At 38.9% G+C, this 20,685-nt stretch carries 19 protein-coding genes; 1 reads left to right on the forward strand and 18 read right to left on the reverse strand.

Going from position 1 to position 20,685, the window contains the following annotated elements:
• Positions 1-25 precede the first annotated feature (25 nt).
• The 14 genes from ACERJO_RS12250 to ACERJO_RS12315 form a co-directional block, all read right to left on the reverse strand.
• A complete protein-coding gene (locus tag ACERJO_RS12250; RefSeq protein WP_247107129.1) occupies positions 26-286 on the reverse strand; it encodes a metal-sensitive transcriptional regulator in 261 nt (86 codons plus the stop codon).
• Positions 287-421: 135 nt separating this feature from the next.
• A complete protein-coding gene (locus ACERJO_RS12255; protein ID WP_247107128.1) occupies positions 422-622 on the reverse strand; it encodes a hypothetical protein in 201 nt (66 codons plus the stop codon).
• A 19-nt stretch (positions 623-641) separates the two neighbouring features.
• Complete coding sequence (locus ACERJO_RS12260) at positions 642-2,063, reverse strand: lanthionine synthetase LanC family protein (protein ID WP_373647662.1); 1,422 nt, start codon at positions 2,061-2,063, stop codon at positions 642-644.
• Between the two features lie 208 nt (positions 2,064-2,271).
• Positions 2,272-2,541, reverse strand: a complete 270-nt coding sequence (locus ACERJO_RS12265) for a hypothetical protein (protein ID WP_247107126.1) — start codon at positions 2,539-2,541, stop codon at positions 2,272-2,274.
• A 124-nt stretch (positions 2,542-2,665) separates the two neighbouring features.
• Complete coding sequence (locus tag ACERJO_RS12270; RefSeq protein ID WP_247107125.1) at positions 2,666-3,409, reverse strand: response regulator transcription factor; 744 nt, start codon at positions 3,407-3,409, stop codon at positions 2,666-2,668.
• A gap of 192 nt (positions 3,410-3,601) precedes the next feature.
• Entirely contained in the window at positions 3,602-5,302 is a 1,701-nt protein-coding gene (locus tag ACERJO_RS12275; RefSeq protein WP_373647663.1) for a methyl-accepting chemotaxis protein, read from the reverse strand.
• Positions 5,303-5,604: 302 nt separating this feature from the next.
• Positions 5,605-6,888 (reverse strand): Gfo/Idh/MocA family oxidoreductase, encoded by a 1,284-nt coding sequence (locus ACERJO_RS12280; RefSeq protein WP_373647664.1) that lies wholly within the window; start codon positions 6,886-6,888, stop codon positions 5,605-5,607.
• 85 nt (positions 6,889-6,973) lie between these two features.
• The gene (locus ACERJO_RS12285; RefSeq protein WP_373647665.1) at positions 6,974-8,500 is read right to left on the reverse strand and encodes a tagaturonate reductase; all 1,527 of its coding nucleotides are present in this window, start codon (positions 8,498-8,500) and stop codon (positions 6,974-6,976) included.
• A gap of 18 nt (positions 8,501-8,518) precedes the next feature.
• Positions 8,519-10,018, reverse strand: a complete 1,500-nt coding sequence (locus ACERJO_RS12290; protein ID WP_247107122.1) for a UxaA family hydrolase — start codon at positions 10,016-10,018, stop codon at positions 8,519-8,521.
• A 21-nt stretch (positions 10,019-10,039) separates the two neighbouring features.
• Positions 10,040-11,452: a glucuronate isomerase gene (uxaC, locus tag ACERJO_RS12295; RefSeq protein WP_247107121.1), complete on the reverse strand. Its 1,413-nt coding sequence runs from the start codon at positions 11,450-11,452 to the stop codon at positions 10,040-10,042.
• Positions 11,453-11,753: 301 nt separating this feature from the next.
• Positions 11,754-12,179, reverse strand: a complete 426-nt coding sequence (locus ACERJO_RS12300; RefSeq protein ID WP_373647666.1) for a protein-tyrosine phosphatase family protein — start codon at positions 12,177-12,179, stop codon at positions 11,754-11,756.
• Positions 12,180-12,197: 18 nt separating this feature from the next.
• Entirely contained in the window at positions 12,198-13,994 is a 1,797-nt protein-coding gene (gene arsA / locus ACERJO_RS12305; protein ID WP_373647667.1) for an arsenical pump-driving ATPase, read from the reverse strand.
• A gap of 20 nt (positions 13,995-14,014) precedes the next feature.
• On the reverse strand, positions 14,015-14,377 hold the full coding sequence (arsD, locus tag ACERJO_RS12310) for an arsenite efflux transporter metallochaperone ArsD (protein ID WP_373647668.1): 363 nt from the start codon (positions 14,375-14,377) through the stop codon (positions 14,015-14,017).
• 137 nt (positions 14,378-14,514) lie between these two features.
• Positions 14,515-16,146, reverse strand: coding sequence for a Na/Pi cotransporter family protein (locus ACERJO_RS12315; RefSeq protein ID WP_373647669.1), 1,632 nt, complete (start codon positions 16,144-16,146; stop codon positions 14,515-14,517).
• A gap of 378 nt (positions 16,147-16,524) precedes the next feature.
• Here ACERJO_RS12315 and ACERJO_RS12320 point away from each other — a divergent pair, with 378 nt between their 5' ends.
• Positions 16,525-18,525, forward strand: a complete 2,001-nt coding sequence (locus ACERJO_RS12320; RefSeq protein ID WP_373647670.1) for a methyl-accepting chemotaxis protein — start codon at positions 16,525-16,527, stop codon at positions 18,523-18,525.
• Between the two features lie 85 nt (positions 18,526-18,610).
• Here the strand turns inward: ACERJO_RS12320 and ACERJO_RS12325 are convergent, their stop codons facing one another.
• The 4 genes from ACERJO_RS12325 to ACERJO_RS12340 are packed head-to-tail and all read right to left on the reverse strand — an operon-like array spanning position 18,611 to position 20,662.
• Complete coding sequence (locus ACERJO_RS12325; protein ID WP_373647671.1) at positions 18,611-19,276, reverse strand: hypothetical protein; 666 nt, start codon at positions 19,274-19,276, stop codon at positions 18,611-18,613.
• Between the two features lie 23 nt (positions 19,277-19,299).
• Positions 19,300-19,743 carry a DUF5085 family protein gene (locus ACERJO_RS12330; protein ID WP_235715737.1) on the reverse strand — a complete coding sequence of 148 codons (444 nt, stop codon included), beginning with the start codon at positions 19,741-19,743 and terminating at the stop codon, positions 19,300-19,302.
• Positions 19,744-19,745: 2 nt separating this feature from the next.
• Positions 19,746-20,198 carry a hypothetical protein gene (locus ACERJO_RS12335; protein WP_373647672.1) on the reverse strand — a complete coding sequence of 151 codons (453 nt, stop codon included), beginning with the start codon at positions 20,196-20,198 and terminating at the stop codon, positions 19,746-19,748.
• Positions 20,199-20,218: 20 nt separating this feature from the next.
• Positions 20,219-20,662, reverse strand: a complete 444-nt coding sequence (locus ACERJO_RS12340) for a hypothetical protein (RefSeq protein ID WP_373647673.1) — start codon at positions 20,660-20,662, stop codon at positions 20,219-20,221.
• Positions 20,663-20,685: the final 23 nt, after the last annotated feature.

Raw genomic sequence — 20,685 nt, forward strand, 5'->3', positions numbered from 1 at the left:
TCACTCCTACTTGAAATAATCGAAACTATCTACTTTTAACAAGTAAATTAACCGCTTCCTGAATCGATACTTCCGTGTCTTCCTCTTTTTCAATTTGCTTTCGTACACAAGATTCGAGATTTGTACTTACAACGACACCTATTGTCCGATCTAAAGCATTTCGAGCCGCTGTCATTTGAACAACGAGTTCTTTGCAATCCTTGCCTTCTTCCATCATTCTTAGTATTGCCTTAACTTGTCCCTCTACACGCTTCACTCTGTTTTTCATCTGATCTGTGTATTCCAAATCGTCACCCCTTTCACTTTTATCCCTACTATTCACAATATACATCACTCTTTATTTGGTCAACTAGTTGCCGTTAGATTCTGTAAAAAAGGATCATCCTCTCCCAATCTCGTCATAAGAAAAGCTTTCATTACACTATATTCCCTTTATGCGTTCACGCCGATAGCATACACCACAAATGTCTAGCCCTTGTACGGCGATTCGCGAATCACAACGGGAACACACCTGAATGGAATGTTGTGTATCCCCTCCAGAAATCAAATGTAATTGATCATGTTTTAAATAACCAAACGTATGATTTTCACTTATTTCATTATTGTAATCCTTTTTAGCCACCCTCGCACCCCTCTGCTGTCTATGTTAAAATACTTCGAATCTTTTTTGCGTTTATACAGCGTAACATGACATACCCAATCCCTGATAGACCTTGAAAAAGAGATGGATAAAAGCTCATTTCATCCTCCAAATTTAGTACATAATGACCTCGGACTTGCTTCTGTTCTATGACCCACTTTTGCTTCTGTCTAGCAGTATGAAATAAATGATCATTATTCATCACGATTGACGCCTCTAATAAAAAGTCCAATCGCCCCGCATTTCCAAAACAGAGATGGTCAACACCTTGAACAGAAGACCATTCCGTAAATGCTAGAGCTCTTTTCAAATCCTGTCGGAAGCTTATATCAGCTTTTTGAAACACCGTAAGTCGAGCTAAACCAATTCCAGGAACTCCACTACACCAACCTGCCATGAATGGTTGCTCCAGCGTATCAAAATGACTCCTGTCCTTAAAGTCAGTCCAACTGCTTTCTTTCATCAAACCTTCATATTGTAACACCTCTTCAGCAACTATTTCATAAGGAAGATGCCCTGTGACCCTATACCACTTATACAAGGCATGTGCCATCCCCGATATCCCATGACCAAACCCTGTTAATAGCTGATTTCCATCATCAGATAACCAAACTTTTACTCCTAGCTCACTTTCAACTCGACACTCCATTAAATGCTCTGCTAAAGCATTGCCTAATGTGATCATATTCTTATCCTTTGTTTGTTCATATAAATCAGACACAACGGATAATAACCCAGCTGTTCCCTCCAAAATATCTAAAAGCTGATCAGACTGAATGTTCAATACGGTTACTCGAGAAAGAATTGCCGACGCATTTTCAATATAACTCTTTTCATCTACATACTCACCTATGAGAAAAAGAGCCTGAACAATCCCAGCTATTCCATGTGCCTTGCCTAATGGAATCGTTTCTTTATCCGTTCCTAATCCACTTTGAATCTCGTCAAAAAATGGAGAGATCACTTTCTTAACCGCTTCCTTCACTAACTCATCCCTATTAATCGCATATAACGCAGCAAAGAACAGAGCAATACCGGTACGTCCTTCATATAAATCCCAACCAGTAGACGACCCTTTATCCTCCGAACCTTCCCGCTGCTTTACAGACCACATCACTTCATCGTCACCATTCTCTATCTTACTATGCCATATCTCCTTAAAAATCGATTCAGCTTCCACTAAAAAAAGCTGCTCTAAATCCTCACTATCCCATGGACTTTCACGTTCATTTAAGTGCAAATTAGGTGATTCCAACGGTTTATGAGAAGCGCTTTTTTCATCATGATCTTCGGCTTTCACGAACCACTTATTATATAAAGAAGTCGAACCTCCTACGGTCCTCCACTTAAAAAATACGTCATTCAACAACTCATAATAACTCGCTTTCAGCGCTAACTGATAGTTCTCAAATGAAGTAAGCACGTCACCCACTCCCCACTTTCTCTTTACCTTCATCTAAACCTTATCATTTTAGGTTTAAATACAATTAAATGAAAGTTAAAGTTCCATTAAAATGGTGTTTTAAATTAAGTTGATCCATTCTACAAAGAAATGAGGTGAATTTTTTCCAAATAAAAAAGCCTCATGAGCTTTAGAAACCACTCTTGTGAGACTTAATAACGTTCATTGCTTATTTACAATGATATACTGTTGATGTTGCGATACTCGTAATCTGATTTGGTTGTTGCCCATTTTCAAAAGTAACCTCTATCTCATCCTCAATGATACGCATAATCTCACCTTTATCTAACGAGTAACCATACTCGTTGTTTGCCAACGTCACAAGCCCTTCTACAAACACCTCCTTCCCTTGCTCTAGTAAAGCTTGAACGTTATGCTTCAACCTAATATCATGACGTACAATCTCTAGAAAATCAAATAGCTGTTCCATTGAATTCACGATCAATCACGTCCCTTTCTAGAAATTCCCCCTAAGCATAAGCACGACTGCTATGCTTATTTATAGTATAAAAATTTCACTTAAAATAAACCTAAAATTGAGTTTATAATACAATAAAGAATCTTTAAGTTTCATTTGGAATTCTACTTTCTCGTAATTCAAGCTTATATCCTAATCCTCTTATGTTCTGAATCATTCGATAAGACCCTTGTTTCTCGAGCTTCTTTCTAAGCGTACTTATATGAACGGCTACTGTACGAAAATCATCTAACCCATCACACCCCCATATAAGGCGATAAATTTCTTCGGGCTCAAAAACTCTTCCTGGGTTTTTAGCGAACAGAACAAGAATCTTAAATTCCTTCGAGGATAATTCAACAAATTGTCCTTCTAACACCACCTCACAACGCTGTTCATCAATGGTCATTGAATGAAAGGATATCACTTCATTTTTAGATCTATACGAATTTGGTAGTTTATCTTTCATCACATTTAGCATGGTTCTTCTAATATGTGCCTTAATGCGAGCAATGAGCTCACCTGTTCCGAACGGTTTTGATATGTAGTCATCAGCTCCTACAGTTAAGCCTACAATTTTATCCGTTTCTTCATTTTTTACACTTAAAAACAGAATAGGAATATCCAACGTTCTCCTGAGTTGCTGACAAATAAAGATTCCATCTATATCAGGCAAGGCAGCCTCCATTAAAATAAGATCCGGTTGATATTTGGTAACCTCGGATATCGCTTGTTTCCCAGAATAACAACTCCTAATTTGATAACCACTGTGCTCTAGAGATGCCTTTACTATTTGATGAACATGTACTTCATGGTCAATAATAAGGACAGTCGGTTGCTCATTTATCATAATGACGCTCCCCCCTTTCTTTCATTCATCATACTAAAAATAAACCGTGCTTTTATATGAATATGAAAGGTTGTGACTTTCCCCTCGAAAGTGATGACTTTTTTTATAAGAATATGACTTTTTTAAAACGGAACTATAACCTAAAAAGAACCCCTCACTCACCAAAATGTGATGAGAAAGGAGCTTTCTCTTTTACCCTTTAAATGCCTGTACTGCTAGTTCAAGCTCTAGCGCCATACTAGATAAAGCTTCTGCTGTTACAGTTACTTCTGTTATTGCTTGATGCTGTTGCTCTGTGGAGGCTGCTACTTGTTCAGCGAAGTGGGCATTTTCTTCTATTGTTTTCGTTGTATCACTCATACGCTGATGCAATTGAACGATTGACTCATCTATTATTGTCACCGCTGAAGTCGTTTCCCCAACATTTGTTGAGACATCATCAACCGCCTCTGTGATTGATGTAAAAATGGACGAAGCTTCATCCATTAATTCCATTCCATGATGGACAGATTGATGACTAGAGCTTGTGACCGTAACAAACTTTGTAATATCTGATTGTATATCACCAATATGACTAGCAATTTTCTTTGCCGCCTTTCCTGACTGTTCAGCTAGCTGGCGAACTTCCCTCGCCACTACGGCAAAGCCCTTACCATTCTCCCCTGCACGTGCAGCTTCAATGGATGCATTAATAGCGAGCAAATTCGTTCGTTCGGAAATAGATGTAATCATGCTCAAGATCGACGTGATCTCCTTGGATTTCTTGTCTAGTTCAGCAATCATCGTAACTGAGCTAGTTGTTCTATCATAAATATCGGCCATTTGTCGTTTAGCTGCTTGGATCTTATGAATACCATTTGTTGTTAACACCTTAGATTGTTCGGTTCTTTCATCAACTGTTAGCATGTAATTCTTCACTTCTCTTGCTGTGTAGGACAATTCTTGAATGTGAGTTTCATCTTTTTGCGAGGTTCGTAGCACCTCTTCTGTCCCTACTAGTATTTCTGTCATCGAATGAGAGATTATTCCGGCTGCTTGTAATGATTCAGAAGCATGATTACTTAATACACTTGATGAGCTCTTTACTTTATGTGACGATTCAGCAATGTGCTGAACAAGTCGTTTCAACTGGTCAAGCATATCATTAATCGAAAGACTCAACCTTCCTATTTCATCAGTCGAATGAGTAGAGAGCTTTTGAATAGCTAAGTTCCCATGACTTAACTCATCTGTGATGTTTACAACAGCACGTAAACGTTTATTCAGCCTTCTACTATACACATAGATGAACCCTATTCCAACAACAGTTGCGATAATAAATGTGACAACAAACAATTGAAGAGACTGTTGAATCGTCTCCATACTCCTTGCCCTATTGGTCTCCGTCGCTTCTAATACTTCATCAGAGAAATTCAGAATCGTTCGATCTATATCTTGAATGTGTAGAAAAAGTGTTGACATATGGCTCATCGTACTACCAGTACCATCAAAAATTTGATCAACAATCCCGTTAAATTCATGATTCTTTTCTGAAATTAAATGCTGAATATCAGATTGACTACTAACTTCTAATTCGAGAAACAACTCGCCTAGTTGTCCTTCCGCTTGTTCTAGTGACGGCTCGACGTAGCCACCACGTTCAACAAATTCATTTACTAATATATACTTCTCCTTCATAAGCGAATTAATAGAAGAGAGCAGAATCGCATCTTCCGTACTATTAGCCATCTCTTTAATTTGACTTTCCACGTCTAACACTTGAACAATTTGAATACTAAATGTCAAAGTGAATAGCAAAAGAATCGTGATAAAAATCGTTAACAGCTTTTGACGAATAGATACCGACGGAACTTGTCTATTCAATTTATGAAGTATTCGTTTCATTCGGTTCATTTGAACCCCCCTAACCTACTCTATAGTCTATTAGTCTCATCCTCTCTATAGATTAATAGACCTACACCTTCCGTATCCATTAATTTCATGATAAGAATTGTTAATTTTTTGTAAACGAAAGGATATTTATCATACTTTTTGAATAGAGACACTAATTATAAGATGTCTCCAGCCTCTACTATGCATGACAAAAAATGAACTGACATGGGTGGAACACATCCTCCAATGTCACCAGACGAAATAACATAAAAACGCCTTTGAGAGTCATCTCTCAAAGGCGTTTTGTCTTCTCACATCAAAATTTATAATTTAATCAACTCATCAACCTTCACAGCTTGGCCCGTTTGTAATGAAATATTGCCAGCAATTCCTGTTAGAATTGATTTCGCTCCATCTACATGGGAGGCAGCTCGTTGGAATTCATCCTCACCAGGTTCACCAAATATATCTTGTAGCAATACAGGGTCGCCCCCACCATGGCCACCTTCACCTTCAACCACTTCTATTTCATAAGGTTGACCAAACATAGGTAGAACAGTTATGGCCTTTTCTTCGATAGCTCCTTCATCCGCTTTCTCGCCACCTGAATTAATGTAGGATTGCTCTCTCACCTTCACTTCAATCCTGCCTTTGCTACCATTAAAGGATATAATGAACCCTTCCCACGGTAAATAAGCATTTAATGAATACGTTAAGATCGCCTTATTTTTGTAACGGACCATCACTCCAAGTGTATCTTCAATATTAATGCCATCACCGAATACGCTTTGATCACGCTGGTAGCCATCCTCACTCTCAGCATCTAAATACATCGCCTTTAAATGCTCATTGTCTTCAAGCTGTATTGCAAATGGGTCATCCTTGGCATATTCATTGCCGTGAGCACGTTGATAGAATTGCTTCACCCCACGAGCTTCTGCATTTTCCTTACCATAGAAACGCAAACCACCATTCGCATAAACGGTCTCTGGCTCTGTCCCTAACCAGAAATTCACAAGATCAAAATGATGAGTCGACTTATGGACAAGCAGACCACCACTGTTTCTCTTATCACGATGCCACCTACGGAAATAATCGGCCCCGTGCTGAGTGTCAAGTGCCCATTCGAAGTTAACAGAATACACATCGCCAATCACACCATCGCGAATGAGTTCACGAATTTTTGTATTGTGTGGCGCATAACGGTAATTAAAGGTTACGCGAACTTCCTTACCTGTACGATTAACCGCATCAATAATCTCCTGACACTTCTCCGCATCAACTGTCATCGGCTTTTCCGTAATGACATTACATCCTAGTTCTAACGCCTGAATGATATACGTATGATGTGTACGGTCTACCGTTGTCACGATGACAAAGTCAGGCTGCTCTTCCTTGATCATTTTTTCATACTCTGTATTCAAATAGGTTTTAACTTCTGGATGATCATATTTACTAACTAATAGCTTATTCGCATAGTTCATTCTCGTTTGATTTACATCACAAAAAGCGACTAATTCCCCAGTCTCTTTAAAATCCTTTGCTAATGATCCGTAGAAAAATTCTGCTCTTCCACCCGTTCCGATTAATACGTATTTTTTTCTCATTTTTCCCATCTCCTTATCGTCATTGTCTAACAACGTTGTTATGATCCCATTAAATATATTTTCCTAACTCGTGCTTCAATTCTTTTTAACCGGTTATTTCACAATCATTTAACAAACGTTCAAGACCACTACTCATTCCCTCTTCTAGCATCAGTTGAAGATAATTTGTAACAGCTTCATGCAACCCAGGTAATCGTGATACATCCTCTCCCCAGACATGATCGGCTTGTAAAAGTGAAGAAACCACCGTTGCAAGCTCACCGCCCTTATCATAAAACTTCCACGCTTGTGTGACTAATGATAGAACGTCTTCATTTTCTTTCATTTTATACTCGACACCATCACGTAATCCTACTAGACCATCATCTTCTCTTCGAATTGGTTTATAATAAAGAAACAATGAAGCCATCGAAAAAACAATTGATTGTGGTAATTCTCCCTTTTCCTCTACAAAGCGCTTCAATGTAGGTAGCAAGCGAGCTTTAAATTTATTAATAGCATTTAACCCGATATCTAATAAATGATGGTGATTATACGGATTGAGAAAACGCTCCTTCACACTAGCTATAAAGGCTTCCTTCTCTTGCTCATCACCGCTCACTACTTGTTTGATTTCATGAAAAGCCGCTTCAACAAATTGACGAGTTGATTCCGTTTCCATGACCTCTTGTACCGTCCTTAAGCCAAATAAATGCCCGACTGAGAACATCATCGTATGCGGACCGTTTAACAGTCTCACCTTGATTTCACGATATGGTGTAATATCTCCCCATTTCACATTCAGTTGAGCTGCTGATAAAGGAAGCGTACGCTGAACGTCTTCACCACCGTCAATAACAAACAAATGATATGGCTCTCCGACAGTTAATCCTTTATCCTCATATCCTAACCGCTCATGATATTCCTCTATCGAATCGTGTGGATAACCTGTCACAATTCGATCAACTAACGTATTACAAAATGTATTCTTATTCTCAATCCACTCAATAAAACTTACTGGTAATTGCCAGTCTCGCGCATATTTCATCGTATATTCCTTGAGCTTTGTTCCGTTTTGCTCAATTAACTCACAAGGTAAAATCGTAAGCCCAGGGGCCTTTCGTTCACCTAAGCGTTGATAACGTTCAAATAAGAACATCGTCAGCTTTGCCGGAAACGACTTCGGAATGTCCTCCTGGTTAGGTGGTGTTTCTGCTACATAAGTGATTCCAGCTTCCGTCGTATTCGAAATAATAAGCTCAAGCTCTTCTGAACTCGCAAGCTTCAAAGCGTGCGACCATTGATCATAGGATAATGAACGTGAAACAGATGAAATTACTTCACTCGTATCAACCTTCTTTCCATTCTCAATTCCACGAAGAACCACTGTATATAGAAAATCCTGATCCTCTAAGAACACCTTTGACTGTCCATGTGGGGAAGGCTGATAAATCACCACTTTCCCATTGAACAAATGCTGCTTATTCAGCTGATGAATTTGCCAATCCACAAAAGCCCGAAGAAAATTACCTTTTCCAAACTGAAGAACCTTTTCTGGTAAATGATCAAGCTCAACATATTCAGCACTTTGTGAGCCTTCCGTTTCCAACAACTGCTTCGTCAATGTCTTCATCTTTCACACTCCTTCCCCCTATAAAATAACACCATCTTTGAAAATAGAAATCTCTTTAAAGCCATATTTTTCATTGTTTGCTTGCACTTCACCTGATGCAAGCGCGGCTATATAGTCAAAAAACTCATCCGTTAATTCGTCTTTATCCTTTCCTTCCACTAATTGTCCTGCATTAAAGTCAATCCATCTTCTCTTCTTATTGTAAAGGGCCGAGTTCGTTGATATTTTCACTGTTGGAACAGGTCCACCAAACGGCGTTCCACGTCCTGTTGTAAAGAGTACAATGTGCGCACCAGATGCAGCTAATGCCGTTACAGAGACTAGATCATTTCCTGGTCCTTCAAGAAGGGTTAAGCCAGCTTCCTTCATCCTCCCTCCGTAATCAAGCACATCAACAACCGGCGCAAATCCACCTTTTTGAACATTGCCGAGTGATTTCTCTTCTAATGTTGTAATCCCACCTTTTTTATTCCCAGGCGATGGATTTTCATACACATTTTGATCATGCTTGATAAAGTACTCTTTAAAGCCATTGACCATGTCGACGACTTTATGAAAAACACCCTCATCCTGTGCACGTTCCATAAGAATTTGCTCTGCACCAAATAACTCAGGCGTTTCGGTTAAGATCGTTGAGCCACCATGGGCAATTAATTTATCAGAGAAAGCTCCTAATAACGGATTTCCTGTAATGCCTGAAAACCCATCAGATCCACCGCATTTCAAACCAACCTTCAGCTTCGATATTGGAACAGGCTGACGCTTGAAGGTTTTCGCATAGGAAACAAGCTCTTCCATTGCATCTAATCCTTCTTCAATTTCATCATCAACCTGCTGCACTTCAATAAAACGAACCCGCTTTTCATCATAATCACCTAGCACTTGCTTAAAAAACTCAATGTAATTGTTCTCACAGCCTAGTCCCATTACCAAAATAGCCGCCGCATTCGGATGATGAACTAAATTACTTAAGATTTTTTGCGTATTATGCAAATCATCTCCAAGCTGTGAACAGCCAAATAAATGAGGGTAGTGATAGACACCATCAATGTTCTCGCCTTTATACATGTCATTTGCCGTCTTAGCTACGGTTTCACACGTTTTATTAATACAGCCAACGGTATTAATCACCCAAATTTCGTTCCGAATGCCGACATCACCATTCGCTCTGACATAGCCTTGGAAGGTTCGATCTGTTTGCAATGACTGAAAAGAGAGATTTTTCGGCTTATATTCATAGGTTAACGTACCCGACAGGTTCGTCGCGACATTATGTGTATGAACCCAATCACCGATTGAAATCTTATTCGTAGCTTGACCAATTGGGTAACCATATTTAATGATGTTCTCGCCTTTTTCAATCGGTCGAATCGCAATTTTATGCCCTGTTTCAACGGCTTCTCGTAATGTAACATCTTGATTCTGAAAGGAGATCCGTTCACCAGTTTCATAGTTTTTCAGAGCAACAATTACATTATCTTTTGTGTGAACTTGCAAGTAATCTGCAACAGTCGTCATCTTCGTCCCTCCTTATTCTCGTTATCGCTCAAGCTCTACACCGAAGAATTGATTGGCATTATGGAAGCAAATGTCCTCAACCATTTTCCCAAGTAACGTATAATCCTCAGGAGCTTCACCAAGCTCTACCCACTCACCTATTACATTACATAGAATTCGTCTGAAATATTCATGACGTGTATAAGACAGAAAACTTCTTGAATCCGTTAACATCCCAACAAATGTACTAAGTAACCCATGATTCGCTAGATCCGTCATTTGTCTGACCATACCTACCTTTTGATCGTTAAACCACCAGCCTGATCCAAATTGGAGCTTCCCTCGCGCATCAGATGACTGGAAGTTACCTATCGTTGTCGCGATCACCTCATTGTGAATCGGATTTAAATTATAGACGATCGTCTTCGGCAATTGATCAGTCGAATCTAACTTATTAAAAAAGCCATTTAATGACGCAGCCATATTAAAATCGTACATCGAATCAAAGCCCTTATCTGGACCTAGCTTATGAAACATTCGTTTATTATTATTTCGAATTGCTCCTAAGTGAAGCTGCATGACCCAGCCACGTTGATGATATTGCTTTCCTAAGAAGATCATTGTATACGTACGATATTTCTCAATTTCTCGCTCTGTAATATGCTCACCACTCATTCGTTTTTCAAAAATACGATCAGCTTCCTCTTTCGTAACCGATTCGAATGGTAATGTTTGAATTCCATGATCAGAAACGACACACCCTACTTCAGCAAAGACATTCATTCGACTTTCTAACGCTTTCAGTACATCATCATAACGCTGAATCGAGATATCCGCTGACTCTCCTAGTTTTTGAATATAGCTTTGGAAGCCTTCCTGCTGAATTTCGATCGCCTTGTCAGGTCGGAACGTAGGCAATACAACTGTCTTAATGTCTTGATTAAGCGCAATTCGTTTATGGTATTCCAAGTTATCTGTCGGATCATCTGTTGTACAAATCCCACGAACGTTTGACTTTTCAATAATGCTTTGGGTCGTTAATTCAGGCTGTTGTAGCTGCTCATTCGTTGCTTCCCAAATCCGCTTACTCGTATGCTCATTTAATAGCTCGTCAATTCCGAAATATCGTTTCAATTCAAGGTGTGTCCAATGATACAATGGATTACCAATCGTATTCGGAACCGTATTTGACCATTGCTGAAATTTCTCTTCATCCGATGCGGAACCTGTCACATACTGCTCATCAATCCCTAACGTTCTCATCGCTCTCCATTTATAATGATCACCATGTAACCAAATCTCCGAGATCGTCGAAAATTGATGGTTATCACTAATCTCTTGTGGGCTTAAGTGACAATGAAAATCGAAAATCGGCATATGTGCGGCATGTTCATGGTATAGCTTCTTCGCTACCTTATTTTGCAGCATAAAATCATCGTGAATAAACGGTTTCATTTCATATCCTCCTCAAAATAATAACGTTGTTATTTCTCTAACTAAAATTTTTCTACGCATTCTTTATGTATTCATCATAATATGAATACAAGAAAATGACAACGGTTTCTTTTTTGATCATTAATTAAATGAAGTAAAATCTAAACTTTACGTAAATTTTGTAAAAAAAGAGTAAATCCCATTGTCCGAGCTCCGATGTGCCGATATACTAGCATCGAATACTCATCCCAAAAAAGTATTCATTCGACAATGCTGAAAAGCGCTTGGAACCCCATCCAAGCGCTTTTCGATTGATCATTTATTAAGCTTTAGGAAAGAGTCGCTTTAGCGTTTCCTTCATTTCTGGCTTAATGTTAATTTTCGGACGTGCTTGCTTCGCTAGCTCTTCTGCCTCTTCTATCGTACTCGCTTCACCTAAGGTCAGCAATGTACCAACAGCAACTGTACCTGTTCGATTACTGCCTCCTTGACAATGAACATACACATTTTCTCCTTCTTCATACGCTTGGACGATTTGTTCAATCGATTCCTTTACCGATTCATCCTGTTTATCAGCATCATCAACGATTGGACAATGAACACGATTGTATGCTACATCCTCCTCCCGAGACTCTGCACGTAGATCAAATACGACATCTACCTTCTCATTTTGTTGAACGGTCCCTACATCATCAGCTCCACCAATATAGATCCGATTCTTCACTAGCTCATGATATTCTTTCTCCATGACCTATTCCACCTTCCTTTATCTATCTATACATACTCCATTAATCGTTGCGTATTCTTTCAGCTTATCGTACCCTAGCTTTTCTTCATGAATCCATGGAATAACTGCACATTTCTCAGCTTGTTCGTTATCAACCTTCTTAATCCATTCTCTCTCACTATCAGCCTTAGCGTTCAAAAGTGGATCTGTTGAATGAATTTTCGCTAAACTTTGATTAATAACCCACCATCTAGGCGTAATACTTGCACGCTGTAAATCGTCTTGCAATCGCTTTGCTTCCAAGACAGGTGTCGCTTCCGCATGCGTAACGATAATGACCTCAGTCTCAGCTGCATTACGAATTTGAGGAAGAAGTTTTTTAGCACTTTCTGACACTTCTCCACCTGTCGATCGTGCCATCTCCTTACTGTATGATTCTGACGCATTTAATAATAAAAGTGTATGACCTGTGGGGGCTGTATCAATGACAACCACTTCACTTTCTGTTCTCGCCACCTCATCAGCAAAAGCCTGAAAAACAGCGATTTCCTCTGTACAGGGAGAGTCTAAATCCTCTTGTAAATAAGCTAGACTATCTTCATCTAGCTTCTCACTCGCATGTAGTACTACTTCTTCTTTATAATGCTCAACTTCCTGCTTAGGATCAATTCGACTGACCGTTAAATGAGGATGATTTAATTCGTTTTCAAATTGATACTCTAAGTGAGCGGCAGGATCTGTTGTTGTTAAGTGAACGTTATGACCTTTTTCCGCCAATCCTACTGCAATTGCAGATGCAACGGTCGTCTTCCCTACTCCTCCTTTTCCCATTGTAAATATTAACTTCTTATTTGAAGCAGAAAGATCCTCAATCACATCCTTTAAGCTTAGAACATCAGCAATCGATGTACGCTGCCTATCCCTTTCAACAATCTCCTTCTTTTGTAATTTAAATAATTTCCGAAGCTGATTGACACCTGTTAATGAATAAGGTACATACGGTAAGGAGCAAGCTTGTAACGACTCTAATTTAGGTGGCATACTCTCCAGCGCCTGTTGCTGTCGAAAATAAAAGGACTCTGATACTTCATCGCCTTTTGTATAATGGAGAAATAAGCCATTAACAATAAGCAATTGATTCGCAATTCCAATCATTTGAAGCTCCCTCGCAGCTCGATCAGCCTCTAGTAAAGAGGAGCGATCAGGACGTGCAACGAGTATTAACGTTGTTTTCGTTTGGTTAGCAAGTGCCCCAACAGCTTTCGAATATGACTCCTGCTTTCCTTCTAATCCAGACAAGGGACCTAAACAAGAGGCACCGTGTGTACTTTCTCGTAAAAAATCATCCCATGCAGTCGGTAAATACAACAGACGTAGCGTATGTCCTGTCGGCGCTGTATCAAAAATAATATGATCATACGCTTCAACGACTTCCTCATTTGTAAGAAAATTCGTAAACTCATCGAATGCAGCAATTTCAACCGTACACGCACCTGATAGCTGCTCCTCCATTGTTTCGACAACAGCTTCAGGTAATTGACCTCGGTAAGGACCGATTACCCTCTCACGATAGGTATGGGCAGATTGTTCTGGGTTAATATTACTTACAGATAAATTCGGTAATTCAGGAATGCTTTTCGGTTTACTTTCTAATGACAAATGGAACACATCTTGAAGATTAGAAGCGGGATCTGTACTAATTAAGAGTACCTTCTTTCCTTGATCAGCTAACCCAACAGCAGTTGCACAAGCCGTTGATGTTTTTCCTACACCGCCCTTACCTGTCAAAAATAAAAATTTCGTTTTTACATCATTCGGACTAAACATTTGAAACATACGAAACCCTTCTCCCAATGTTAGTTTAATGGAGTAACGTCAATGGGTAGACGTACTTTAGGTTTTTCCTTCAAATCATCTTCTCGTAAATGAAACCATTTGGCTAACTCTTCATTTGACGGATATTCTCCTATCTTCTCTACTTGTCCATCTACCAAAACAATCGGTAGCGAATCTGGACCTCTCTCATTCAATAGACGATTCACTTTTTGATTGCTAACAAACTGATCAGCATCATTGGTTAATTGATACCGTTTCACTTGATAGCCCTTCTTCTCTAAAGAATAAACGGCCGATGCTACTCTCGTAAGATCAGTATCTAAAGAAGGACCACAAACCCCTGTTGAACAACACATCGCCGGATCAAAAATTTCTAATTTCATGCAAAATAAGCCTCCTATCATTAATATATAAGCAAACACTTATATGTTAGTTGATTTCATACAGAAAAGCAACTATAGAAAAGGACATTGAAAAAGTTTGCTTTCTACTTTTTTCAATGCCCTACTATAACGTTCGTTTATCCTTCACCAATGACCTCTTCGGCAATATTCACAGCATGATCACCGACACGCTCTAAATTACTAACAATATCGACATAAATAATCCCTGCAGAGCCTGTACATTGATTTTCATTGACACGTTTAATATGTCGCTTCCGAAGTTCACGCTCCATTTTATCAATCTTCTCTTCCTTTTCTAAAACCGCTCTCGCTTCAGTAAGATCATCTGTTTCAAGTGCTTTAATGGATTGCCTTAACGTTGAGATCGTTAATTCAAACATTTCCTCTAATCCAGAAACAGCCGAATCCGAAAATCTCACTTTATTTGTAATTTGATATTCAATGAGTTCCATGATATTTTCCATATGATCACCAATTCGTTCAAGATCACGAACCGCATTCATAAGCGTGTGATGAATTTTCGAATCAACTCCAGACAACGAATGCGAAGATACTTGCACAAGGTAATCGGTAATCTTCTTATCTAAATTATTGATCGCATCCTCGTATTGTGGAATCAGTTCACCATGCTTCTTACCTTGAGTCTTAAAATATTGACTAACTTCCTCTAACCCTTTTTCAGACAGCTCACCCATGCGAAGCACTTCTTTCTTCCCTTGTCCTAATGCAATCGCTGGTGATTGTCTAATAAATTGTTCATCTAAATGAACCGTTTTATATGGAATCGCTGAATCCTCACCCGGAATAAGCTTCATGACGATCCATGCTAACACTGCGACAAAAGGGAGTTGAATCAACGCATTAGACACATTGAATATCCCATGCGCAAACGCAATCGTCATTTCAGGATTTAACCCTAATTGACCTTGTATAAACTCAATCAGCCTTGTAAAAGGTACTAATAAAATTAAAACAATCGTCGCACCAACCAAGTTAAAGATAACATGTGTTAACGCCGCTCGCTTAGCTGCGATTGATGCTCCAATTGACGCTAGGACAGCTGTAATCGTCGTTCCAATATTATCACCAAATAAGACTGGTAATGCCGCATCTAGCTCCATTAATCCTTGACCAAAAAGAGTTTGCAATAAACCAATCGCAGCAGTTGAACTCTGAACCGCAATCGTAAAAATCGTTCCAATTAACACACCAAGTAGTGGATTGTTACTCATACTAACCGTTAAATCAGCAAATGCTTGTACATCTCTTAACGGGCTTAATCCATCACTCATTAAGTTCAAACCTAGAAACAAAGCACCAAACCCGAAGATAACTTGCCCATAATTATTTAGCTTACGATTTTTAAAGAAGAAAATGAAAAAGGTTCCGACAGCAACAATCGGCAAAGCATAGGTCGATATTTTGATTCCGATAATAAATGCAGTTACGGTCGTACCAATATTCGCGCCAATAATAACCCCAATCGCTTGTTTCAACGTCATAAATCCTGCATTGACAAGACCAATTGTTAGAACCGTCGTCCCTGTACTTGTTTGCAGTAAAACCGTAACAAAAATCCCAGCAAACACACCCATAATCGGGTTCGACGTAAAGCGTTCTAGTAAGTCTCTAAGTCCATCTCCAGCAACCTTTTGTAGACCATCTCCTAAATATTTTATCCCAAATAAGAAGATCCCCAGTCCCCCAAAGAACATAAATAATAAGGATTGCACATCCAATACAATCATCCCTTCTTCTATTCATTCGACATGTTTTAACATCTTTATTCCCCTCAACCATCCTAAAGAAAATAACAACCTATGTACATGAATGATATGTAAAGTTTTTGTAAAGGTTTTGTAAATTTAAATGTACTCTTGCTTAAAGTAGTAAGATACATCTAATAAATCTAGCTTTTATGCTCCTTAGCTGTACTCAAATCACCCATTGATTTTCATGCACCTCGTACTATTCATATTTACTATTCATTTACATATGGCACCTATTATTTTTTTAAATAGATTTTTTTACAAAAAACGGTCACTAAGGTTAATTTTTACCGGGTATTTGTTACTACGTAAAGGTGATACAATTATCCTATTAAAGCTTTTACTCAGGAGGATCGAATGAATTTATTATCTAAAATCAAAAAGTCAATCAATGTTAAATTTGTCTTAGCTTTTGTATCAATTGGTATTATTCCACTCATCATTACATCTTCACTTATCTATCAATCTAGTCGTGAGGAATTAATTATGAAAGAAGAAATGTTGTTAGGAGTGCAAGCCGAAAGTACGGTTCAAGGGATGGAAGAATGGCTTGTAAAACGACTTGATGAAATTTCGATTATCGCACAATCCAATGCGATTCGAAGTGATCATTTAGATGATACACTCCAATTAATGAATACAGTTAAAGCACAAGACCAGACCTATGAGACGGTCGTCTTCACTGGAGCTGAAGGTATCGTTGAAGCACATACAACAGAAGAACACATTGGCGTTCTTGACCTTTCTGACCGTGACTACTTTCAAGAAGGGATGGCTGGCGATCAGAATATGTCTAGCGTTCTAACATCTAACGCTACTGGTAATCGCATCGTTGTTGTCGCTACGCCTGTTCATGATTCTTCTGGCAATAGACTAGGAGTCATGTCTGCTTCTGTTAACTTTGAAGCGTTGATCGAACAGTTTCTGTTAGATTCAGCAAATGCAAATAGCCATACAGTCTTTATCGATGATCAAGATATCATTCAATCACACCCCAACGAGGATTTAGTTGGCTTACACATCACTGAAGCTAACCTTGAAAGTGATTTAATGACTTTATTTGAATCGGGTAGCGAAGATAGTGGAACATCAATTGTTCAAGCGAACGGAGAGGAAAGCTTAGTCGCACACGCGTCGATACCAACTGCCGGTTACAGCATCTACTTTTTCACTCCGATGAACGTCGTCCTAGCAGGAGCAGAAACCGTTAAATGGACATCCATTATCATCATGATTATCGCATCCGTTATCATTAGTGGCTTAGCTTTAGTAATCGCCAGAAATATTAGCCGTCCGATCCGCCAAATTACAAGTCACGTTCAAAACGTCGCCAAAGGTGATTTGACGAGTGAACCACTATTCATCAAAAAAGAAGATGAAATTGGTGCTTTAGCTCACCATACGAACCAAATGACTGAACATTTGAAAGCGTTAGTCGAGCAAGTGAACACGAGCACGGATACCGTTGCTGCCTCGGCAGAAGAGCTATCGACAACCTCTGAGCAAACGTCTCAAACGACTGAGCAAATCGCTGGATCGATTCAAGAAGTGGCAAAAGGATCGACTCAGCAAGCAACAGGAGTTAAGGAGAGCTTGGTATCACTTGATGAAGTAGCAAGAGGCGTGCAAGACATGGCCGAGTCCGCTTCATTTGTCTCAGAAACAGCTTCAACAACAATTGAAAAGGCCCAGGAAGGTGGACGTTCTGTAGAGCAAAACATTCAACAAATGAACGTCATCCAACAGTCCGTATTAGAAACGGACGACATTACGAAAAAGCTAGCCGTTAAATCGAAGGATATTAGTAACATTTTAAATGTCATTACAGGTATTGCTGAGCAAACAAATCTGTTAGCATTAAATGCGGCAATTGAAGCAGCAAGAGCGGGAAGTCATGGAAAAGGGTTTGCGGTCGTAGCAGACGAAGTTCGAAAGCTTGCCGAGGATTCGCAACAATCATCGATGCAAATTTCAAACATTATTAACGAAATTCAGCTCGATATTGAACATTCGAATGAGTCGATGAACGCCGTTACAAGTGAAGTAAGCGAAGGATTAACCATTGCCGAAAAGACCAAACAACAGTTTAGCGAAATTATTGAGTTAACCAATCAAGTTGCTGACCAAATTTCAAACATGGCTGCTACATCTGAGGAAATGTCCGCAGGCGCTGAAGAAGTCACAGCAGCCTTTAACGAAATTGCCCAAATCACAGAAGTAAATTCTAACCGAACACAGGAGATCGCCCACTCATCAGAAACGCAGCTCGCTTCAATGGAAGAGGTATCCTCATCCGCACAAGGTTTGAGCCATTTAGCAGCTGAATTGAAGGAAGTTCTAGCAAAGTTTAAAGTGTAATATGTTTATTTAACTAAAAAACAGCAAACCTGATTATTCAAAAATAAGGATGAACAATCAATTGATTGTTCATCCATACCATCAGTTATTCCTCGACATCCATTGAAAAGTTCTCAATATCCATGAACACATTATCCATTGTTAATGATTCATATAATTCCTCGCCTTCTGGAGTCAGGTCGAGAAAAAAAGGAAGGGTATGATTAGGTTCAATAACACCAAACTCCTCTTCACTCAAATAAATGTCTACCTGATCAAACACGAGCTCACCATCCGTATTCCCTAATGTAAAATCGAATGAAGCATTTGTAATCGGTATGTCTAGCCGATTCACCGCTAAGAAGAACAAACTGCTTCCTTCCTCTGTTATGTAAATATCAAGTGGAACGACACTAAAATCATTCGGGATACCCATCTCTGGATCAGCTGTGACAAGCTCATTAATATCCGCATACAGTGGATGATTTTCAATCGTTACCCCGGCTTCTTGGTCGATTTTATTTACTTGAAGCTGTAAGCCTTCAGTTGCTATAGCAGCAGAGTCTTCATCATCGGTTACATCTAATTCTTCTTCCTCAATTGCAGATGCCTCTTCGTCATCTATGAAGTTATCCTCTTCTTCAACTCCGTCTTGATTTTCTTCTTCCAAAATTACATCGACCCCTTCCTCATCTGTATTCGTATCCTCAGAGCTACAGCCAACTAAGGTCATACCTATTAGGAAAATAATGGTCATCAATAACCTTTTCATATTTTTGCCTCCCTCTAGTATTGTCATCGATATCCTACACTCATCTCAATATACGATTGATCTGAATGTGTTCGTTTATATTCCACAAAGACAGGAGTGGCTTGCTCAACTCCCAATTGATTCAATCGTTCAATTAACTCCCAATATTTCACTTGTGCTTGTTCCTGAATATCCCCTTCTACACGCGTCATGAACATCGGCTTCACCGAAAAGTAGCTACGAAATCGTAAATAATCTTCTGATTCAAGCGCAAATTGCTCTTCCTCTATTCCAAAGAAAATTTCCGCAGTCATAATTTCTTCCGTAGGATCACTCATAATAGAGAAAAAAACCGTACCCGTTGGATGGTATTGATGCTTCTCTAACAACGCTTCAAAATCTTGAAAAGCAAGTTCAATTTCCTCCGGCACAAATTGATAATACTTTGATACAACATTTCGATAGGCAATAGTATGATTATCGATCATAATTACTCGCCTCTCCCTTGAATCGGTACATATAAATCAATGATCATATCACCATACACTTCTAATAACACACAATAAAAAGTATCCTCTAACAGGATTCCTTGTTCAGTGGCATACTCTCGTACTCGATCATTAGCTGCGTGGAAATCAACCTCTTCATTAGCTTGTCGCAATACTAGAGCATCCTCTATACGAAATGTCCCCTCAAAACGAAAATCAGGTTCATCCTCCAAACGAACGGCTTCATTAATCGGTAGATAATACGTAAAATGACCAAAAGACTTTTCTCCCTCTGCAGGTGCAACAGAGAAAAAGACAGGCCCTGTTTTATAGATCCCTTCAGAAAGCAATAAATCCTCCATCATAAAAAAGCCTTCCTGCCAATCGGTGCGTAGCTGTGTTTTTTCGTAGACTAGTAGATTATCAAATTGAAGTGCACGTTTCTCGATGGTCATTTCGTTCATCCTTTCTATAATCAGTTATTATGCGTTTTTTCGTCTTCCTCTGTTTCTTGGATTCGATTTAAATACCTGCCATTCGATTCAAAGTTGAAGCTTTTGAATCGATATTTACAATAGAGAATGACGAGTTGTTCAGGTAAAACAAATAACATTACATAAAATATAAGTATCAAAATGGTAATGATGAATAATAGTTCAACTTGAACAATGTCAATTTGTAGAAAAACAAATTGCATAATATAAACAAAGGCTAAACTGAATATGATAACAGTTGGCAAATAAGACTTAGTCTCAAATTTACTTCTTAATCTATCATTAGAAGAATCTATACGATAATGTCCTCTATTTAGTAAAATATAAAATCGAAAACACGTAATTAAGAATACTAGTACCCCCACAACTAGCATAACAAATGCAAGTGACTGCAATTGATTAGCATCTTGGTTATTTGAGACCATTGTTCCAAGACATGCTAATACTA

This window comes from Halalkalibacter sp. AB-rgal2, assembly GCF_041821005.1.
GTDB lineage: Bacteria > Bacillota > Bacilli > Bacillales > Bacillaceae_D > Halalkalibacter.

Coding starts and splice junctions, on each gene's coding strand:
- ACERJO_RS12270 (WP_247107125.1), bottom strand. CDS start 3,409: ATGATAAATGAGCAACCGACTGTCCTTATTATTGACCATGAAGTACAT.
- ACERJO_RS12275 (WP_373647663.1), bottom strand. CDS start 5,302: ATGAACCGAATGAAACGAATACTTCATAAATTGAATAGACAAGTTCCG.
- ACERJO_RS12280 (WP_373647664.1), bottom strand. CDS start 6,888: ATGAGAAAAAAATACGTATTAATCGGAACGGGTGGAAGAGCAGAATTT.
- ACERJO_RS12285 (WP_373647665.1), bottom strand. CDS start 8,500: ATGAAGACATTGACGAAGCAGTTGTTGGAAACGGAAGGCTCACAAAGT.
- ACERJO_RS12290 (WP_247107122.1), bottom strand. CDS start 10,018: ATGACGACTGTTGCAGATTACTTGCAAGTTCACACAAAAGATAATGTA.
- uxaC (WP_247107121.1), bottom strand. CDS start 11,452: ATGAAACCGTTTATTCACGATGATTTTATGCTGCAAAATAAGGTAGCG.
- ACERJO_RS12300 (WP_373647666.1), bottom strand. CDS start 12,179: ATGGAGAAAGAATATCATGAGCTAGTGAAGAATCGGATCTATATTGGT.
- arsA (WP_373647667.1), bottom strand. CDS start 13,994: ATGTTTCAAATGTTTAGTCCGAATGATGTAAAAACGAAATTTTTATTT.
- arsD (WP_373647668.1), bottom strand. CDS start 14,377: ATGAAATTAGAAATTTTTGATCCGGCGATGTGTTGTTCAACAGGGGTT.
- ACERJO_RS12315 (WP_373647669.1), bottom strand. CDS start 16,146: ATGATTGTATTGGATGTGCAATCCTTATTATTTATGTTCTTTGGGGGA.
- ACERJO_RS12320 (WP_373647670.1), top strand. CDS start 16,525: ATGAATTTATTATCTAAAATCAAAAAGTCAATCAATGTTAAATTTGTC.
- ACERJO_RS12325 (WP_373647671.1), bottom strand. CDS start 19,276: ATGAAAAGGTTATTGATGACCATTATTTTCCTAATAGGTATGACCTTA.
- ACERJO_RS12330 (WP_235715737.1), bottom strand. CDS start 19,743: ATGATCGATAATCATACTATTGCCTATCGAAATGTTGTATCAAAGTAT.
- ACERJO_RS12335 (WP_373647672.1), bottom strand. CDS start 20,198: ATGACCATCGAGAAACGTGCACTTCAATTTGATAATCTACTAGTCTAC.
- ACERJO_RS12340 (WP_373647673.1), bottom strand. CDS start 20,662: ATGGTCTCAAATAACCAAGATGCTAATCAATTGCAGTCACTTGCATTT.